Raw genomic sequence first — 15381 nt, 5'->3', positions numbered from 1 at the left:
ATTAAACCTCCTTCCTTTTTTTCATATATGTTTTGGTCTTATGTCAATAAAAAGGAGAAATTAAATAGAGATTTTCTTTTTTAATTTATCCATATCTTTTTTCATATTTATTTGGCGACAACATATTACAATGTGAATGTATTCTCCTGTTGTTGTAAAATGTTTCTATATATTCAAATATTAGTCGTCTTGCCTGCCTTACATCCTCTATCCTATATCTGTTCAGCCATTCCCTCTTTATTATCGAATGAAATGACTCTATTACCGCATTATCCCATGGATTCCCTTTTCTTGAATAACTCTTTTCTATATTTTTTTCTCCCGTTTCTTCCCCATATGCCTTGCTTGTGTATTGGCTCCCCTGATCACTGTGTATTATTAACGGTCTATCAATCTTCCTTATACTTTTCGCTCTCCTTATTGTCTTTATTACAAGTTCCACTCCTAATTTGTCCGATACTTCCCACGATATTATTTTCCTTGAATACAGTTCCATTATGCTTGATAAATATACAAATCCTCTTGTCGTCCATATTCCGTTACCCATATCTTATTTTTTCGTTCAGGTTTGAATTCCCTGTTCACTATGTTTTTTAATCCTCTAACCGGTACCTTATTCCCCAATGGCTTAAATTTCTTTATCCATAGTGCTTTTATCCCTTCTTCTTTCATATATTTGCTCACCGTCTTCTGACTTATCTCATATCCTTTATTCCTTAGTTCTTTCGTTATCTTCGGTGAACCATATATCTTCTTTGAACCTATATATATCCCTTTTATTTCTTCCTTTATTTCTGTTTTCCTTTTTTCTCTTCCTGACGGCTTTCTTTTTTTCCATGAATAATATCCCGATGAAGAAACACCTAATTTTATTAGCACACTGCTAACGGAAACCTCGTGTTTCTTCCCGTGTTCCGATACAAGTCCATAAATCTGCGTCTTCGTTAATTGCCCAGTATGCCCATTGCCTTTTTTAATATCGTTAATGCGTCCTGTGTATCTTTTAATTCCTTTTTTAATCTTGCTATTTCTTTGTCCTTGTCAGAACTATAGTTCCCTGAACCCCTATGTTCTATTTTTCCATCATTTTTTCTTGCATCCGACAGCCACCTGCTCAATGTTGAACTTCCTATGCCTATCTCCTCTGACACTTCCCTTATTGATTTTCCTGAACTGTGATAATAGTCTATTGTATCCTGTTTAAATTCTTGAGTAAATTTCTTTTTTCCCATTTTTTTCTCCATTATTTTTTATATTATATCATTTTTTTGAAATTTACTCTCTTTAACTTCTCTTTTTTTTATTCTAACATACACTAAAGAGCTTCTTAAGATTTTTAGGCTATAAGTACCGTCAGAATTATCTATGATATAATTCTAATATTTCTTTAAGTTTAAATTTTCATCATTCACTATATCTTTAATATCCGAGCCTCTAAATTCAATTTCAACACTTAGCTCTTCTGGTTCTTTTCCTTTTGTCACATATTCTTCTTTATTTTTCCCTGATTGTATAAATTCAACTGCCTTAAAAATTATAGTCTTTCCACAGTTGTTATTGCCAACAAAAAAATTAATTCCTTCGGATAAGTTCAATTCATGTTTGCCAATAAAATTTTTAAATTTTTTTTAATATTATTTTTGCAATATACATATCTTGACTCCTTCTATCACTAATATTCTCTATATTTTTTTATTTTTGTTTCTATCAATATATCGTTATTCAAATACAACTATGTATTTTGTTGAGAATTCATTAAATATTTCATCAGTTGAATAAAAGACATCCCAAAGTTTCTCATATAAATAACCTTGAACATACAACTCTCGTGCATTCGGCTTTTCTATAAGCACCCACTTTAATTGTTGATATGAGTATTTCGCAAAAGCAATCCACTGCGGATAATTGATTGCCATTGGATTCTTGGTAAAGTATACCTTTCCAGCATTCACCGCCGTAGCTACAGAATGTCCGATAAAAAGCATGGTTTCAAGTTTTGGATGTTTTTTCCTGCTCAACGAAAACGGAATCGAATCTTTTATGGCATGACCTTCCTTTATTCTTTTGATTCCATATCCGATGCGTATAACAACTTCAATAATCATAGCGGGAAAGGATAAGGTACAGAAATGAATAAAATCATACCCCTCATAGTACATTCCTTGTACGATTTCCGCTATCATCTGTTCTTCCTCTCCTATGCTTCCAAACTGTAATAAATTAAACAACCCCATCAAAGGTGCCGGCAGCCCCATCGATGTCGTAATATCAGACTTAAAATGTATAATCTGTTTTGCTATCGCGGCGAATATATCACTTTCTTTTCTATCCGCATAGTTTTCCATTATCTGTGATACGATTTTCCCCGTTTTATCTATTGTTGTCATACGACCAGTAAGAATATCAGTAACACCAATAACAAGACCTAATAAGGGATCATGTCCAAGAGATAGAAGTCTGTGGTAATATGCCGACAATCCTGCAACCCATACCGTTGTGTTTCTATTATCCTGGGCATCGAACGGAACCTTGCTGACTTTTGAATTCGCCAGTTTTTCCATTTCCTCTTCTGGGAATCTTTTATCAAACCAGTCTCTTACATAATTTGCAAGAGTTCCACCCTTAAGTCCTTCTGGTGTTTTTTGCGGTATTCCAACCAACAGTAGATCGACAGCAGCGCCAAGCATCCCCGCACTAGCAGATATTGCAATATCAAATTTATCAAAACGATGTATGGCATTGTATTCTTCATTCAGTTGTCGAATAGCACATTCGTTGCTCTTCAATTCCTCTTGTGAAAATATGTCCTCTAATGCACAACCCGTGCCTACACTCTTTTCCGCTTCCAAGCACAAATTTTCCCAAGCCGGTACAACCATAACCTTGCGTGAAAGTTCGGCTGGTAATGATTGCTTGGTGCTTTGCAAATCAGATAGCTGTCTTTCGTATCCCAGGCTTTTTAACAACAACTCGCTCTCAGATATTCTTTCTTCAATGTCAGCGGTCGAGGGACGGTGAATTTCAGACAGTTCTCGTTCCTGATAAAGAAGAACATTGTTTATTTGCTGCTCTACTTCACTATAGTTATATTTACTCATGAAGCTATCCTCAAATCCTTCTGCAGGTCTTTAATTGCCTGCTGCAAAAGAATATTCAAACTCTGCAAATAATCCATTCTTTCCTTATCTGCATTCGCCTCTGTTTTCATTGTTTGAATAATAGCCTCATGCTTCTTCAAAGCCTCTTTATACAAGCGTTCCTTTTCTTGACGTAATTGTTTGTTTTTCAGATGCGATGCAACTCCAACACCTGCGGCCGCAAGTCCTGCTACAGGTGCCGCAAGTACGAATACTCCTGCAAACATGCCTCCACCAACTATAGCGCCTGCCGCTGCAAGACCAGATGTGATGCCTGCTGCAGATAAGCCTACTACACTACCAAGTCCATAAAGAGCCGCAAAAGACCCCACGCCACCTATTCCAGCCCCCAATGCGCCGGCAAGTACCTCTGGGATTGCACTCTCTCTAATGATACGGTTTTTGTCGTTTAAGGCCGCCGCCGCTTCATTAACCACATTAACAACGGACTGCATGGATTCCACGCTCTGGAAATTCATGTCTTTTTTCTTTTTTACATAAGTGTCTTTTTTAACAGTTACACTCTTTATCTTATTACTCATACATTATCCTTTCTACCTTACTTTATTTACCAGGCCCTTAATTAAGTCTTTATCTTCTATCTTCATAATACCGAAACTCTTTTTTCCGGCGTCCTTTATAGAAGCTCCAATATGATAAACTTCTATTTTATCTATGATTAAAAATCTATCATGAAAATCCATAGTTGCCTTTACCAGCTGTAACAATTACAACATCCACGCCCTGATTTTTCTTGCACAAAATATTCAAAATATGTACATCTACATAGTTGTCAATTAGGATTATTTCTTATCCTTTTGGATAAGCCCTACAATAAAATTAAATGCGTCATATATTTGCCCATCGAAAAAAATATTTTGTTTTACTTCAGTATTTGTGGCTATGTAGTTAAATACTTCTTCCAGCTTCTTATCTGTTTCTAATTGTTTTAACTCAACTCTACCAAGACAAGCAAACATTTCTCTATTAAAAAGTAAAAAATTGCGTATTTCCACAAAGTTATTCATGATTTTAACACTTACTTCTACAGCAATATCGCTTTTAAGCACAGCTGACAACATCGCAATTCCCTGCTCTGTAAAAACATATGGCATATATCTTCTGCTACCATAATTATTATTTGAACTTGAGCTTCCATTTTGGAATCTCAAGTTTTCATATTCAAGTTCCGTTAATTGAAAACAAAAATGTTCTGGAAATCTTGATAAATTTCTTTTCATCGTTTTATTTAAATTACCAGTAGTAACTTTATATAGTTTTGCGAGATCACTATCTACCATTACTTGTTTGCCTCTAATAGTATAAATCATATTCTGTATTTCTCTATTATCAACAATGACGAGATTTTTATCTTCTGTCATAAATATCTCCATCTTTTCCTTAAACCAGTTATAATCTGTGACCAGTTAGTTCTTACCTATTTTGAAGTCAAATTTTGTTTATTTCTTTTGTTCTATAATTGAAACCATATCTCCAAAATCAACATCTAATTTGGTTCCAAACATCCATGCTAACAAACTCTCCTTTGCCCATTTTAGATATAGTTGCAGGTGATAATTCACAAGCATTAGCCAAATCTTTTTTATTCATATTTTTATCTATTAAAACTTTCCAAAATCCATTATAACTAACTTTCATATTTTCACCTCTTAATTATAAGTTTATGAAGTTATTTTGTATATTATAACATTTTCATCATCGTTTTGTAAGAGATAAATTTTGAAAGCATTTTATTTTTGTATCCAGGATATTACTTCTTCCTCTTCAGCAACATCGAATGTATAATCCCTTGCTTTTTTGAGAACTTCTCAATAGATTTCTTCATATCATCAATATCATTTTTATAAATCACACCTGTTTGATTTATTCTCTTTGCAATCTGATTTAAGTTACTTGTAGCATGTTGTATGTTAGAATAAAAAAAAGAGAAGTTAAAGAGAGTAAATTTCAAAAAAATGATATAATATAAAAAATAATGGAGAAAAAAATGGGAAAAAAGAAATTTACTCAAGAATTTAAACAGGATACAATAGACTATTATCACAGTTCAGGAAAATCAATAAGGGAAGTGTCAGAGGAGATAGGCATAGGAAGTTCAACATTGAGCAGGTGGCTGTCGGATGCAAGAAAAAATGATGGAAAAATAGAACATAGGGGTTCAGGGAACTATAGTTCTGACAAGGACAAAGAAATAGCAAGATTAAAAAAGGAATTAAAAGATACACAGGACGCATTAACGATATTAAAAAAGGCAATGGGCATACTGGGCAATTAACGAAGACGCAGATTTATGGACTTGTATCGGAACACGGGAAGAAACACGAAGTTTCCGTTAACAGTGTGCTAATAAAATTAGGTGTTTCTTCATCGGGATATTATTCATGGAAAAAGAGAAAGCCGTCAGGAAGAGAAAAAAGGAAAGCAGAAATAAAGGAAGAAATAAAGGGGATATATATAGGCTCAAAGAAGATATACGGTTCACCGAAGATAACGAGAGAACTAAGAAATAAAGGATATGAGATAAGTTAAAAGACAGTGAGCAAATATATGAAGGAAGAAGGGATAAAGGCAGTATGGATAAAAAAATTTAAGTTATTGAGGAATAAGGTACCGGTCAGAGGATTAAAAAACATAGTGAACAGGGAATTCAAACCTGAGCGAAAAAATAAGATATGGGTAACGGACATAACATATATATGGACGACAAGAGGATTTGTATATTTATCAAGCATAATGGAATTGTATTCAAGGAAAATAATATCGTGGGAAGTATCGGACAAATTAGGAGTGAAACTTGTAATAAAGACAATAAGGAGAGCGAAAAGTATAAGGAAGATTGATAGACCGTTAATAATACACAGTGATCAGGGGAGCCAATACACAAGCAAGGCATATGGGGAAGAAACGGGAGAAAAAAATATAGAAAAGAGTTATTCAAGAAAAGGGAATCCATGGGATAATGCGGTAATAGAGTCATTTCATTCGATAATAAAGAGGGAATGGCTGAACAGATATAGGATAGAGGATGTAAGGCAGGCAAGACGACTAATATTTGAATATATAGAAACATTTTACAACAACAGGAGAATACATTCACATTGTAATATGTTGTCGCCAAATAAATATGAAAAAAGATATGGATAAATTAAAAAAGAAAATCTCTATTTAATTTCTCCTTTTTATTGACATAAGGCCATCTCAAATGAACACTGTTTTAGAATATGCTGATATATTTTACAACAAACGATACTTAATCGAAAAAGATATCAGAGTTAATCAATTAATTAATCCTAATGCAGATGATACTATTATTAATATATTGAATTTTGATGAATAAAAAACAAAACGCTAATCAATCTATATATACCGATTAACGTTTTTATATGCAATAATATAAATCTGCAAGCATTTTGCAAGCACAACGCTTACAAAATGCTTATTTATAAGGCTTTAACGCCTGTTTTAACTATTCCCACTCAATCGTTCCTGGTGGTTTAGAAGAAATATCATACACTATTCTATTAATCCCATTTACTTTGTTTATAATCTTATTTGACACTTCTTCAAGGAATTCATAAGGCAGTTTTGACCATGTAGCAGTCATAAAGTCGATAGTATTTACTGAACGGATTGCAGCTACATACTCGTATGTTCTCTGGTCGCCCATCACTCCGACTGTTTTCACGGGGAGCAACGTTACAAATGCCTGATCTACTTTTCCATAAAGTCCCTGTGCCATAAGCTCATTGATAAAAATATCATCGGCTTCCTGTAAAATCTTTACTTTATCAGGAGTAACTTCTCCGATAACTCTTATTCCAAGCCCCGGTCCTGGGAATGGGTGTCTATTTATAATTGTGTCAGGCAGTCCTAATTCATGCCCAACTTTTCTTACTTCATCCTTAAACAATTCCTTTAAAGGCTCAAGAAGTTCAAATTTAAGGTCTTCAGGCAGTCCTCCTACATTGTGATGAGATTTTATAGTATGTGAAGGTCCTTTTATAGACTGTGATTCAATAACATCAGGGTAGATTGTCCCCTGTGCAAGGAATTTTGCCCCTTCCTGTCCTTTAAGTTTTCTAATTTCTTCGTTGAATACTTCGATAAATTCATTTCCAATAATCTTTCTCTTGGCTTCAGGCTCATCCACACCTTTAAGCTTATTCAGGAATCTGTCCTTTGCGTCAACGAACACAATATTCAGGTCAAAATGCTCCTTATAGTATTCGAGGACTTTCTTTCCTTCATCCTTTCTCAGAAGCCCTGTATCCACAAACATACATGTAAGCTGTTTTCCTATTGCATTATTAATCAGAACGGCAGCCACAGAGGAATCTACTCCTCCGGAAAGAGCGAGCAGCACATGCTCATGTCCCACAATTTCTTTTATCGATTTTGTTTTTTCCTGTATAAAGTTCTTTATTTTCCAGTTTTTCTCACATTTACATATATTAAATACAAAGTTTGAAATTATTTCAGTTCCACATTCGGAATGAACTACTTCGGGGTGAAATTGCAATGCATAGATGCCATTATTATTTGTAATGGCTGCGATTGATGAGTCAGTTCTGGCGATTATTTCAAAGCCGTCAGGCAGTACTGTAATATGGTCGTTATGGCTCATCCATATGCTCGAAGTTTTTGGAATGTCTGAAAGTAAAGGATTTCTGTCGTCAATTACTTCTAAAATAGCTTTTCCGAACTCTCTTGACTCGGCTTTTTCGACTTTTCCACCGTTAAGATGTGTAATAAGCTGCATTCCGTAACATATTCCCAGTATAGGAATTTTCAAATCAAAAACTGCTTTATCGACAGTAGGGGAGTCTTTTTCATAAACTGATGCAGGTCCTCCCGAAAAGATTATTCCTTTAATTTTTTCTTTCCCTTTTCTAATTTTTTCAATGTCGATAAACGGCACAATTTCGCAGTAAACTTCCATTTCTCTAATTCTTCTGGCAATAAGTTGACTGTATTGTGAGCCGAAGTCAACAATTATGATTTTCTCTTTCACAATTTCACCTCTATCTATAAAAATTATTTTATTAATTATTATTAACAAATTATATATTATTTTATACGATAAATCAATAATAATTAAAATAAAAAGGTTATTTCAAAAAGTGAAAATCAGAAAATAAATAAAACAAGAAACGTATTTATTCATTTGCTAAAATTTAACTGATTTAAAATAATCATTCACTAAGAAAAAATTATAAACTCGCTAATGGCTCAAACAATAATTTTTTCTAACGTTCATTTCTTATTTTAAATTGTAAAATTTTAAAGAATTCATAAATATCGTTTCTTGTATTAAATTTATTATATTTTTTTTATTCTTTGAAATAACCCTTTTATTTTTTCCCTTAATATTATTGATTATGTCATAATTTTAGTCTGGTCTTTTCCGTCATCTTCAAATACAAAATAATCAAGAACTTTCAGTTTGACTTCCTCTCCTATTTTCAGAGTATCATAAGTAGAAGCCCTTGCAGTAACTCTCAAAATATTTCCATTTCCCACTTCAACTCTAAGATCGTTACAATCTCCGAGATAAAATTTGGAAAATACTTTTCCTGTCAGTTCTCCGTCATCTGAAAGAATAACGTTTTCAGGTCTGATAGCTACTATAACGTCTTTTGAGAAAGAGCTTGTATTAGGTAGACTCTGACCGTTACTGTTATTTAAGAGAATGTTTCCATTTTCTACTTTTCCTTTTATGAAATCCACTTTTCCGACAAAGTTTGCAACGAATACATTGTTAGGACGGGAATAAATTTCCTGTGGAGTTCCCACTTGCTGAACTTCTCCTTTATTGATAAGGACTATTCTGTCGCTCATAGTCATTGCCTCTATCTGGTCGTGAGTTACGTAGATCACTGTAATTTTTAATTTTTTTGTTATTTCCTTGATTTCATATCTCATTTCTTCACGCAGCTTTGCGTCCAGATTGGATAAAGGCTCATCCAGTAGTAGTATTTCAGGCTGTGCTACAAGAGCTCTTCCCAAGGCTACCCTCTGTTGCTGACCTCCTGACAGTTCTGACGGAAATCTGTCCTTATACTGTTCCAGATGAACGATTTTCAGAGCCTGATTGACCCTTTCTTCTATCTCTTTTTTATTTACTTTCTTAATTTTTAAAGGGTACGCAATATTGTTGTATACATTCATATGAGGCCACACCGCATAGGACTGAAATACCATTCCTATTTCCCTTTTTTCAGGAGAAACAAAATTATCCTTTCCCGACACAACCTTATCTCCTATATAGATTTCTCCGCCTGTAGGTTTTTCAAAACCTGCAATAAGTCTCAACATAGTAGTTTTTCCACAGCCCGAAGGACCTAACAGAGTTATAAATTCCCCGTCTTCAAATTTCTGGTTGAATTCCTGTAAGACCTGAACATCTCCAAATGATTTTGTTACTCCCGTTATTGTTACCGAAGCCATATTTTTCCTCCTGCTTTAAATTGAAAATTGCCCTTTTGTCAATTTGTTCAAAAGATAATTGACAATGATTACGAATAATAAAATAGCTGTTGCAAGGGCGCTTGCTACCTGCTGACTGTGATAAGTCTGATAAATATACAGTTCGTAACCTATTGTTTTTGTGTTTGACGAATAAAGTAAAGTGGACATCGTCAATTCATAGAATGACGGCATAAATATCAGAAAGAACCCTGCGACAATACTTGCTCCGATTAATGGCAGAGTTACGTCTTTCAGCATACGCAGCCAGTTGGCACCTGAAATTTGTGCCGCTTCTTCCAATGACGGATGTACCTGACTCATTGCGGAAACGACTGTTCTCATCCCCATAAGCATATATTTTATCATATAGGCTATAATCATTATTGTAAGTGTATTGTAAATATTGATTTTAAATTTCCCGCTCATGGATATTATAAGTGCGAGAGCGATTGTAACACTCGGAGTTCCTGAACCCAAGGTTATAAGAAAATCAGGAATTCTTTTTCCTTTTACATTAGTTCGCTGCAATAAATACGCCATTATGCACGAAATCATAATTCCGAAGAATGCCGCTGCAAGTCCCGCGATTATACTGTTCTTAGTCGAGCTTAGTATTGAAGCCCTTGAGAATACTTTATTCCATGCACTCATTGACATATTTGACAGACCTATAGGTTTTCCCATATTTACTGTAAAAGAAGTAAGTGCCACAGTAACAAAAGGCAGGATTACTACGAAAAATGAGAAAATTGAAATAATTATTGTTATCGGCAATCTCCATTTCCCTAATTCTACGATGTTAGGTCTTGTAGATTTTCCGCTCATTGTTATATATTGTCTTTTTCCTATTACGAAAGTCGTAATGTATAAAACTATATTTGCTATTGCCATTAGAAATACTGCCAGTACCATTGCGTCATTCAGACCTTCTTCGGAACCTATATGGACAAAATCTATGATACGCGTAGTTACGGTATATATCTGTCCCGGAGCTCCGATAATCGACGGTATCCCGAATGCAGAAGCGGAAGCTACAAATACAAGCAGTCCCGCGGCTATTATACTTGGTGTCATCATAGGAATAGTTATTGTCATCAATGTTTTAAGAGGAGAAGCACCCGATATTTTAGAAGCCTCTTCCAATGACGGATCCATTTTCTCCATTGCCCTTGATATTGTTATAAAGGCATAAGGATAGTAAAAACAGGTAAGTACCCAGACTATCCCTCCTACTGTGTAAATATTAAAAGGAGCTTTTGATAAATTAAAAATCTGCATAAGAAATTTATTTAGAACCCCTGCATTTGGATTTAAAAGCCTTAGCCATGCCATTGCACCGACATAGGGAGGTACCATATATGTAGTAACAAACAAAGTTCTGAAAAACTTCTTGCCGTACATATCTGTCCTTCCCACTAAAAATGCCAACGGAAAAGCAAGTATAACTCCGAATATAGTTGTTAATCCCGAAATTACGATAGTATTTATTAATGCTGTCCAATTTAAATCGTAAGTATATACTCTCTTAAAAGATTCTAATGAAAAACTTCCTTTGGGAAATAGAGAACGGATTAATAAATAAGATAAAGGGATAACTTCAAATATTACTAAGAAAGCTACAACAATCAGTATGACTATCCACTTTATGTCTATGTTATATTTTTTTGCCATTTTTTCCTCTTTTCAAAATTAAAATTTTCAGAATGGAACATACTCCTGCCGGGATATGCTCCATTTTTCTAATTTCTATCAGTTTATTTTGGTGCTTTTGTTATATATTTTTCAAAAATTTCACGTAATTTGTCTCTGTCGTGATAAGTTTTATCCCAGTTTATAGGCATAGCTGCTTTCAGAATTTCAGGAGTAGCCAAAGCATCGAAAGGAGCTTTTGCAGGGTTTTTAAGTACAGAGTGCATCCAACCTTCCACTATTGCTTCCTGTCCTTTTGGAGATAAAAACCAGTCAGTCAAAGCTTCTGCCGCTTTTATATTTTTATTAGGCGACATTTCTTCTTTTATAGTCATAATTGTACTTGGAATAGCTATTATTCCGTCAGTAGGATAAATCACTTCAAGTTTAGAGCCTTCTTCCTGTCTTTTTTTCAGAATAGATTCTTCCAGTATCATAATCTGAGCGGCTTCACCTGTTTCCAGTTTTGTAACCGCAACGGAACCTGATTCTACAACTGCTTTCTGCTTGGAAAGACTTTCAAAATAACCTTCTCCATATTTGTCAGTCAATGCCGATACTGCCGCTAAAGCTGTTCCTGATTTTAATGGATCAGGAATGGAAACTTTTCCTGCTAAATTCGGTTTTTTCGCAAATTCGTCGAAAGATTGAGCCAAATCCTCTTTTTTGTATTTGTCAGGATTATAAGCCAGTACCATATTTAATATACGGACAGGATACCAGTATCCCTCTTTGTCATAATCCAATGCTAAATTTTCAGCATTTTTTGAAAGATAAGCGTGTAAAACTCCTTTTTCTTTTAATTCCAGCGAATAAGACGGCTCTGCAACCATAAGCATATCCGCACCTAATTTATTTGCCTGCATTTCTGCTACGATTTTTGATTGTAATGTTCCCGTTCCTCCCTGAAAGAATTCTACTTCCAGATTAGGAAAATCCTCTTTCAATTTTTCTTTCACATTGTCGATAATATCTTCGTACATCGAAGTATAAATAACGATTTTTCCTTTGATTTCGGCATTTTTACTATCTGAAGAACCTGATTCTCCTTTTTTGCCGCAAGCTGTTAAAGTTAAAAGTACCAAAGTTACTAATAATAACAGAATTTTCTTTTTCATGATTTTTCCCTCTCTCTAAAAATTTTTGACACTATTATTTTACCTTAATTATCTTAAAAGTCAAGGTAAAATATAATTAATTGACATATTTTTTGAAAATAAAAACATAAAATGATAAAAAATTAATCTTTATACGACAGATTTATTAATAAGATTTATTGATAAGAATTCCAAAATATGATAGGATAAAACTAAATACAATATTTTACAGGGAAAGGAGGAGTATATTTCGGTTAAATTTAATATATATTTTAATGGTGTACATATATTATATGGTCTGCTATAGTTAAATTATATTAAAAACAAAAAAATACTTACGATAAAAAATAACGAAAAAATGATTTTATTAAACCGAATTATACGTGAAAGAAATGAGTTTTGCTGAAAATTATAAAGAAATTTATTCTATTGCAAGGGATATTTATCTGCATCCCGAATTAGGATATAAAGAATTTAGAACTTCAAAAATTGTTGAGGATTTTATACTGAAATACTGTCCTGATATAAAAATTCAAAAATTTTCAACTACAGGATTGAGGGTGGATTTACCAAAATCATCTAAAAACAGTCTAAATATGGTATATATGGCTGAACTGGACGCAGTCTACACACCTACCCACTTTCATGCTGACAAGGAAACAGGGGCAGCTCATAATTGCGGACATTATTCCCAAGTAGCCATTGCCCTGTCATTATTCAAAGAATTGCTTTTAACGGAAGAATATAAGAATATCGACTATAACATAAGTTTTGTTTTTATTCCGGCAGAAGAATTCCTTGATCTGGAATACAGAAGAAATCTCAAAAAAGAAGGGAAAATAAAATATTTTGGCGGAAAGCCCGAAGCTATGAGGCTCGGTATTTTTGATGACTTTGATTTCGGAGTAATGGTACATGCAATGGCCGGAAAATATGAAAAAAGAACAGTGGAGATAAATTCAGACTTGGCAGGGTTTATGTATAAAAACTATACTTTCGAGGGAAAAGCTGCCCACGCAGGTTTTGCTCCCCAACAGGGGATAAATGCCTATAGTATGTCTACTGTTTTCAATGTAGCCGTGGGGTTGTTAAGACAGCATTTTGAAGAAAAGGAAATGGTAAGAATAAATCCTGTCATTTTAGAACACAAAATGGGAGTAAATGTAGTTCCTCAGTCAATAAAAATCGGAACTGACTTTAGAGCCCAGTCAGTGGAATATATGCTTGAGGGAGCTAAAAAACTGGATAATGCCGCCAAAGGGGCAGCCCTTTCATTGACAGGAAAAGTGAATATAGAAACTCAAATGGGCTATCTTCCTTTCAAACAGGATAGATATCTTTCAGAATTTGTAATGGAAGAATACAGAGATTTTTCTTCCGTTGAAGACATAATAACCGATAGAGCAATAAGTGCCGCAGGAGATTTAGGAGACCTCTCATTTATATTTCCATGTATTCAGATAGGATATAGCGGATTTATAGGAACAATACACGGAGATGACTTTATAGACGAAGATCCTGAATTTATTTTTTCCATATTTCCTGAATTTGTTTACAGAGTTCTGAAAAGAATGTCAGGAAAAATTGACAAAAACAAATTACATAAAAAAAGCTATGAAGAATATGAAAAAGTCATAAATGAACTGGAAGGAGAGAAAAATGAAAAATAAAAATTTTATTTATATGCTTTTATTTTCAGTAATTGTGATATTCATTGCCGAAATGATAGGTATTAAAGCAATAATGGTCGGTAAAGTGAGAATTGGATTTCTGCCTTTAGTATTCGCCCTTGCAATAACAATGCTTTTTGCCGTAAAAAGTCTAAGAAAAGGGATAATTCAGAAAATATATTCAGAAGAAAATGTAAAATTTGCAGGGAAATATCTGATTATAATTTTGTTACCGCTAATGGCTAAATACGGAGCGGATGTCGCACCGAAATTAAAAGATATTTTATCGATAGGCTGGATATTTCTCATACAGGAAATAGGAAATCTCGGAACAATAGTTTTAGGTCTCCCCGCAGCTATCCTTTTAGGACTGAGAAGGGAAGCCATAGGAGCGACTTTAGGACTGGGAAGAGAGGGAGAATTGGCATATATATCCGAAAAATATACTTTGGATTCTCCTGAGGGAGAAGGTGTGCTGGCGATGTATATATTCGGTACTCTTTTTGGGGCATTGTTTTTCAGTATAGTTGCTCCTCTGTTTACATTTTTCGGTCTTAGTCCCGAAGCATTGGCGATAGCTTCAGGAATGGGTTCAGCAAGTATGATGACAGGAGCAAGCTCAAGTCTTGCGGCAGTATATCCTCAACTAAAGGAAACTATAAGGGCTTATGCGGCGGCGAGCCAGATGCTTACAAGCTTTATCGGTACCTTTACTATGGTATTTTTAGCCGTTCCGTTACAGAGATTTATGTATTCAAAACTCACAAAGGAGGGAAAAAAAGATGTCAAATAACAGTAATAAGCAGGAATATATAAAAATAATATTGACACTCATAATGAGCCTATTATTAATATTGTTTACCCAATGGATAAAATTACTTAAAAATCCGAAGTCGATGCCGATTACTAAAGAAACAGTATTTGGACTGGTAATATTGGGAATATTTTCGATTTTAGGAATATTTATTCATGGCATTGTTCAGAAACAGCCTATAAAAATAATAAAAGATTTCCCTATTTTAGGCTGGGTTTCTATGGTTTCACTCGTAGCCTGTATAATTTTCCCTCAAGTGATAGAAGCGGTAAATTCTATAGATTTTTTGTCAATCACAACACCGATACTGACTTATGCGGGAATATCCGTGGCAGACAGATTGAAAGATTTAAGAAAAGTATCATGGAAAATAGTAATTGTTGGAATATTTGTATTTCTGGGAACATATTTAGGTTCAGCCATATTAGCTCAAATAGGATTTTTCCTGTCAGGAAAATAATTCGTATGAAAGTAATTTAAAAATC

The 15381-nt window shown here is 34.1% G+C and carries 18 protein-coding genes and 2 pseudogenes; 6 read left to right on the top strand and 14 right to left on the bottom strand.

Features of this window, described 5'->3' with window-relative positions; translation table 11 throughout:
* Nucleotides 1-85: 85 nt before the first annotated feature.
* The 10 genes and pseudogenes from ACO5J6_RS04465 to ACO5J6_RS04420 form a co-directional block, all read right to left on the bottom strand.
* Nucleotides 86-547: an IS3 family transposase gene (locus ACO5J6_RS04465; RefSeq protein ID WP_485642333.1), complete on the bottom strand. Its 462-nt coding sequence runs from the start codon at nucleotides 545-547 to the stop codon at nucleotides 86-88.
* A complete protein-coding gene (locus tag ACO5J6_RS04460; RefSeq protein WP_485642332.1) occupies nucleotides 496-879 on the bottom strand; it encodes an IS3 family transposase in 384 nt (127 codons plus the stop codon). Before ACO5J6_RS04460 ends, ACO5J6_RS04465 begins: the two co-directional genes overlap by 52 nt.
* A 65-nt stretch (nucleotides 880-944) precedes the next feature.
* On the bottom strand, nucleotides 945-1232 hold the full coding sequence (locus ACO5J6_RS04455; protein WP_485642322.1) for a transposase: 288 nt from the start codon (nucleotides 1230-1232) through the stop codon (nucleotides 945-947).
* Nucleotides 1233-1376: 144 nt separating this feature from the next.
* A pseudogene (locus ACO5J6_RS04450) lies at nucleotides 1377-1613 on the bottom strand (AAA family ATPase); the annotation flags it as partial.
* Between the two features lie 105 nt (nucleotides 1614-1718).
* Nucleotides 1719-3098: a hypothetical protein gene (locus ACO5J6_RS04445; protein WP_485642330.1), complete on the bottom strand. Its 1380-nt coding sequence runs from the start codon at nucleotides 3096-3098 to the stop codon at nucleotides 1719-1721.
* Nucleotides 3095-3679 (bottom strand): hypothetical protein, encoded by a 585-nt coding sequence (locus ACO5J6_RS04440; RefSeq protein ID WP_485642328.1) that lies wholly within the window; start codon nucleotides 3677-3679, stop codon nucleotides 3095-3097. Before ACO5J6_RS04440 ends, ACO5J6_RS04445 begins: the two co-directional genes overlap by 4 nt.
* A gap of 12 nt (nucleotides 3680-3691) precedes the next feature.
* The gene (locus ACO5J6_RS04435) at nucleotides 3692-3865 is read right to left on the bottom strand and encodes a hypothetical protein (protein ID WP_485642327.1); all 174 of its coding nucleotides are present in this window, start codon (nucleotides 3863-3865) and stop codon (nucleotides 3692-3694) included.
* Between the two features lie 75 nt (nucleotides 3866-3940).
* On the bottom strand, nucleotides 3941-4519 hold the full coding sequence (locus ACO5J6_RS04430; RefSeq protein ID WP_485642325.1) for an ORF6N domain-containing protein: 579 nt from the start codon (nucleotides 4517-4519) through the stop codon (nucleotides 3941-3943).
* A 118-nt stretch (nucleotides 4520-4637) separates the two neighbouring features.
* On the bottom strand, nucleotides 4638-4796 hold the full coding sequence (locus ACO5J6_RS04425; RefSeq protein ID WP_485642324.1) for a helix-turn-helix domain-containing protein: 159 nt from the start codon (nucleotides 4794-4796) through the stop codon (nucleotides 4638-4640).
* A gap of 112 nt (nucleotides 4797-4908) precedes the next feature.
* Nucleotides 4909-5067 (bottom strand): annotated as a pseudogene (locus ACO5J6_RS04420) (plasmid mobilization relaxosome protein MobC); the annotation flags it as partial.
* A 78-nt stretch (nucleotides 5068-5145) separates the two neighbouring features.
* Between ACO5J6_RS04420 and ACO5J6_RS04415 the strand changes: the two are divergent.
* The 3 genes from ACO5J6_RS04415 to ACO5J6_RS04405 all read left to right on the top strand — a co-directional run bounded on the left by ACO5J6_RS04415 (nucleotide 5146) and on the right by ACO5J6_RS04405 (nucleotide 6302).
* A complete protein-coding gene (locus tag ACO5J6_RS04415) occupies nucleotides 5146-5433 on the top strand; it encodes a transposase (protein WP_485642322.1) in 288 nt (95 codons plus the stop codon).
* A 65-nt stretch (nucleotides 5434-5498) separates the two neighbouring features.
* A complete protein-coding gene (locus ACO5J6_RS04410; RefSeq protein ID WP_485642320.1) occupies nucleotides 5499-5687 on the top strand; it encodes an IS3 family transposase in 189 nt (62 codons plus the stop codon).
* Nucleotides 5688-5693: 6 nt separating this feature from the next.
* Nucleotides 5694-6302 (top strand): IS3 family transposase, encoded by a 609-nt coding sequence (locus ACO5J6_RS04405; RefSeq protein WP_485642318.1) that lies wholly within the window; start codon nucleotides 5694-5696, stop codon nucleotides 6300-6302.
* Between the two features lie 322 nt (nucleotides 6303-6624).
* Here the strand turns inward: ACO5J6_RS04405 and guaA are convergent, their stop codons facing one another.
* The 4 genes from guaA to ACO5J6_RS04385 form a co-directional block, all read right to left on the bottom strand.
* Nucleotides 6625-8172, bottom strand: a complete 1548-nt coding sequence (gene guaA / locus ACO5J6_RS04400; protein ID WP_485642470.1) for a glutamine-hydrolyzing GMP synthase — start codon at nucleotides 8170-8172, stop codon at nucleotides 6625-6627.
* Between the two features lie 362 nt (nucleotides 8173-8534).
* Nucleotides 8535-9605 (bottom strand): ABC transporter ATP-binding protein, encoded by a 1071-nt coding sequence (locus ACO5J6_RS04395; protein ID WP_485642317.1) that lies wholly within the window; start codon nucleotides 9603-9605, stop codon nucleotides 8535-8537.
* A gap of 15 nt (nucleotides 9606-9620) precedes the next feature.
* Nucleotides 9621-11297: an ABC transporter permease gene (locus ACO5J6_RS04390; RefSeq protein WP_485642315.1), complete on the bottom strand. Its 1677-nt coding sequence runs from the start codon at nucleotides 11295-11297 to the stop codon at nucleotides 9621-9623.
* Between the two features lie 83 nt (nucleotides 11298-11380).
* Complete coding sequence (locus ACO5J6_RS04385) at nucleotides 11381-12433, bottom strand: ABC transporter substrate-binding protein (protein WP_485642313.1); 1053 nt, start codon at nucleotides 12431-12433, stop codon at nucleotides 11381-11383.
* Between the two features lie 371 nt (nucleotides 12434-12804).
* Here ACO5J6_RS04385 and ACO5J6_RS04380 point away from each other — a divergent pair, with 371 nt between their 5' ends.
* Genes ACO5J6_RS04380 through ACO5J6_RS04370 form a run of 3 tightly spaced genes read left to right on the top strand, consistent with a single transcriptional unit; the run spans nucleotide 12805 to nucleotide 15356 of the window.
* Nucleotides 12805-14082, top strand: coding sequence for a M20/M25/M40 family metallo-hydrolase (locus ACO5J6_RS04380; protein WP_485642311.1), 1278 nt, complete (start codon nucleotides 12805-12807; stop codon nucleotides 14080-14082).
* On the top strand, nucleotides 14072-14875 hold the full coding sequence (locus ACO5J6_RS04375; protein ID WP_485642310.1) for a DUF3100 domain-containing protein: 804 nt from the start codon (nucleotides 14072-14074) through the stop codon (nucleotides 14873-14875). The genes ACO5J6_RS04380 and ACO5J6_RS04375 overlap by 11 nt, the downstream gene beginning before the upstream one ends.
* Nucleotides 14865-15356, top strand: coding sequence for a hypothetical protein (locus ACO5J6_RS04370; RefSeq protein ID WP_485642308.1), 492 nt, complete (start codon nucleotides 14865-14867; stop codon nucleotides 15354-15356). Before ACO5J6_RS04375 ends, ACO5J6_RS04370 begins: the two co-directional genes overlap by 11 nt.
* The last annotated feature ends 25 nt before the right edge of the window (nucleotides 15357-15381 follow it).

Source organism: Pseudoleptotrichia sp. (assembly GCF_057270515.1).
Note: the sequence above shows the minus strand (reverse complement) of the source record. Positions and strands in the feature narration are given on the sequence as shown.

Coding starts and splice junctions, on each gene's coding strand:
- ACO5J6_RS04385 (WP_485642313.1), bottom strand. CDS start 12,433: ATGAAAAAGAAAATTCTGTTATTATTAGTAACTTTGGTACTTTTAACT.
- ACO5J6_RS04390 (WP_485642315.1), bottom strand. CDS start 11,297: ATGGCAAAAAAATATAACATAGACATAAAGTGGATAGTCATACTGATT.
- ACO5J6_RS04445 (WP_485642330.1), bottom strand. CDS start 3,098: ATGAGTAAATATAACTATAGTGAAGTAGAGCAGCAAATAAACAATGTT.
- ACO5J6_RS04455 (WP_485642322.1), bottom strand. CDS start 1,232: ATGGGAAAAAAGAAATTTACTCAAGAATTTAAACAGGATACAATAGAC.
- ACO5J6_RS04465 (WP_485642333.1), bottom strand. CDS start 547: ATGGGTAACGGAATATGGACGACAAGAGGATTTGTATATTTATCAAGC.
- ACO5J6_RS04395 (WP_485642317.1), bottom strand. CDS start 9,605: ATGGCTTCGGTAACAATAACGGGAGTAACAAAATCATTTGGAGATGTT.
- ACO5J6_RS04440 (WP_485642328.1), bottom strand. CDS start 3,679: ATGAGTAATAAGATAAAGAGTGTAACTGTTAAAAAAGACACTTATGTA.
- ACO5J6_RS04425 (WP_485642324.1), bottom strand. CDS start 4,796: ATGAAAGTTAGTTATAATGGATTTTGGAAAGTTTTAATAGATAAAAAT.
- ACO5J6_RS04430 (WP_485642325.1), bottom strand. CDS start 4,519: ATGACAGAAGATAAAAATCTCGTCATTGTTGATAATAGAGAAATACAG.
- ACO5J6_RS04380 (WP_485642311.1), top strand. CDS start 12,805: ATGAGTTTTGCTGAAAATTATAAAGAAATTTATTCTATTGCAAGGGAT.
- ACO5J6_RS04415 (WP_485642322.1), top strand. CDS start 5,146: ATGGGAAAAAAGAAATTTACTCAAGAATTTAAACAGGATACAATAGAC.
- ACO5J6_RS04375 (WP_485642310.1), top strand. CDS start 14,072: ATGAAAAATAAAAATTTTATTTATATGCTTTTATTTTCAGTAATTGTG.
- ACO5J6_RS04370 (WP_485642308.1), top strand. CDS start 14,865: ATGTCAAATAACAGTAATAAGCAGGAATATATAAAAATAATATTGACA.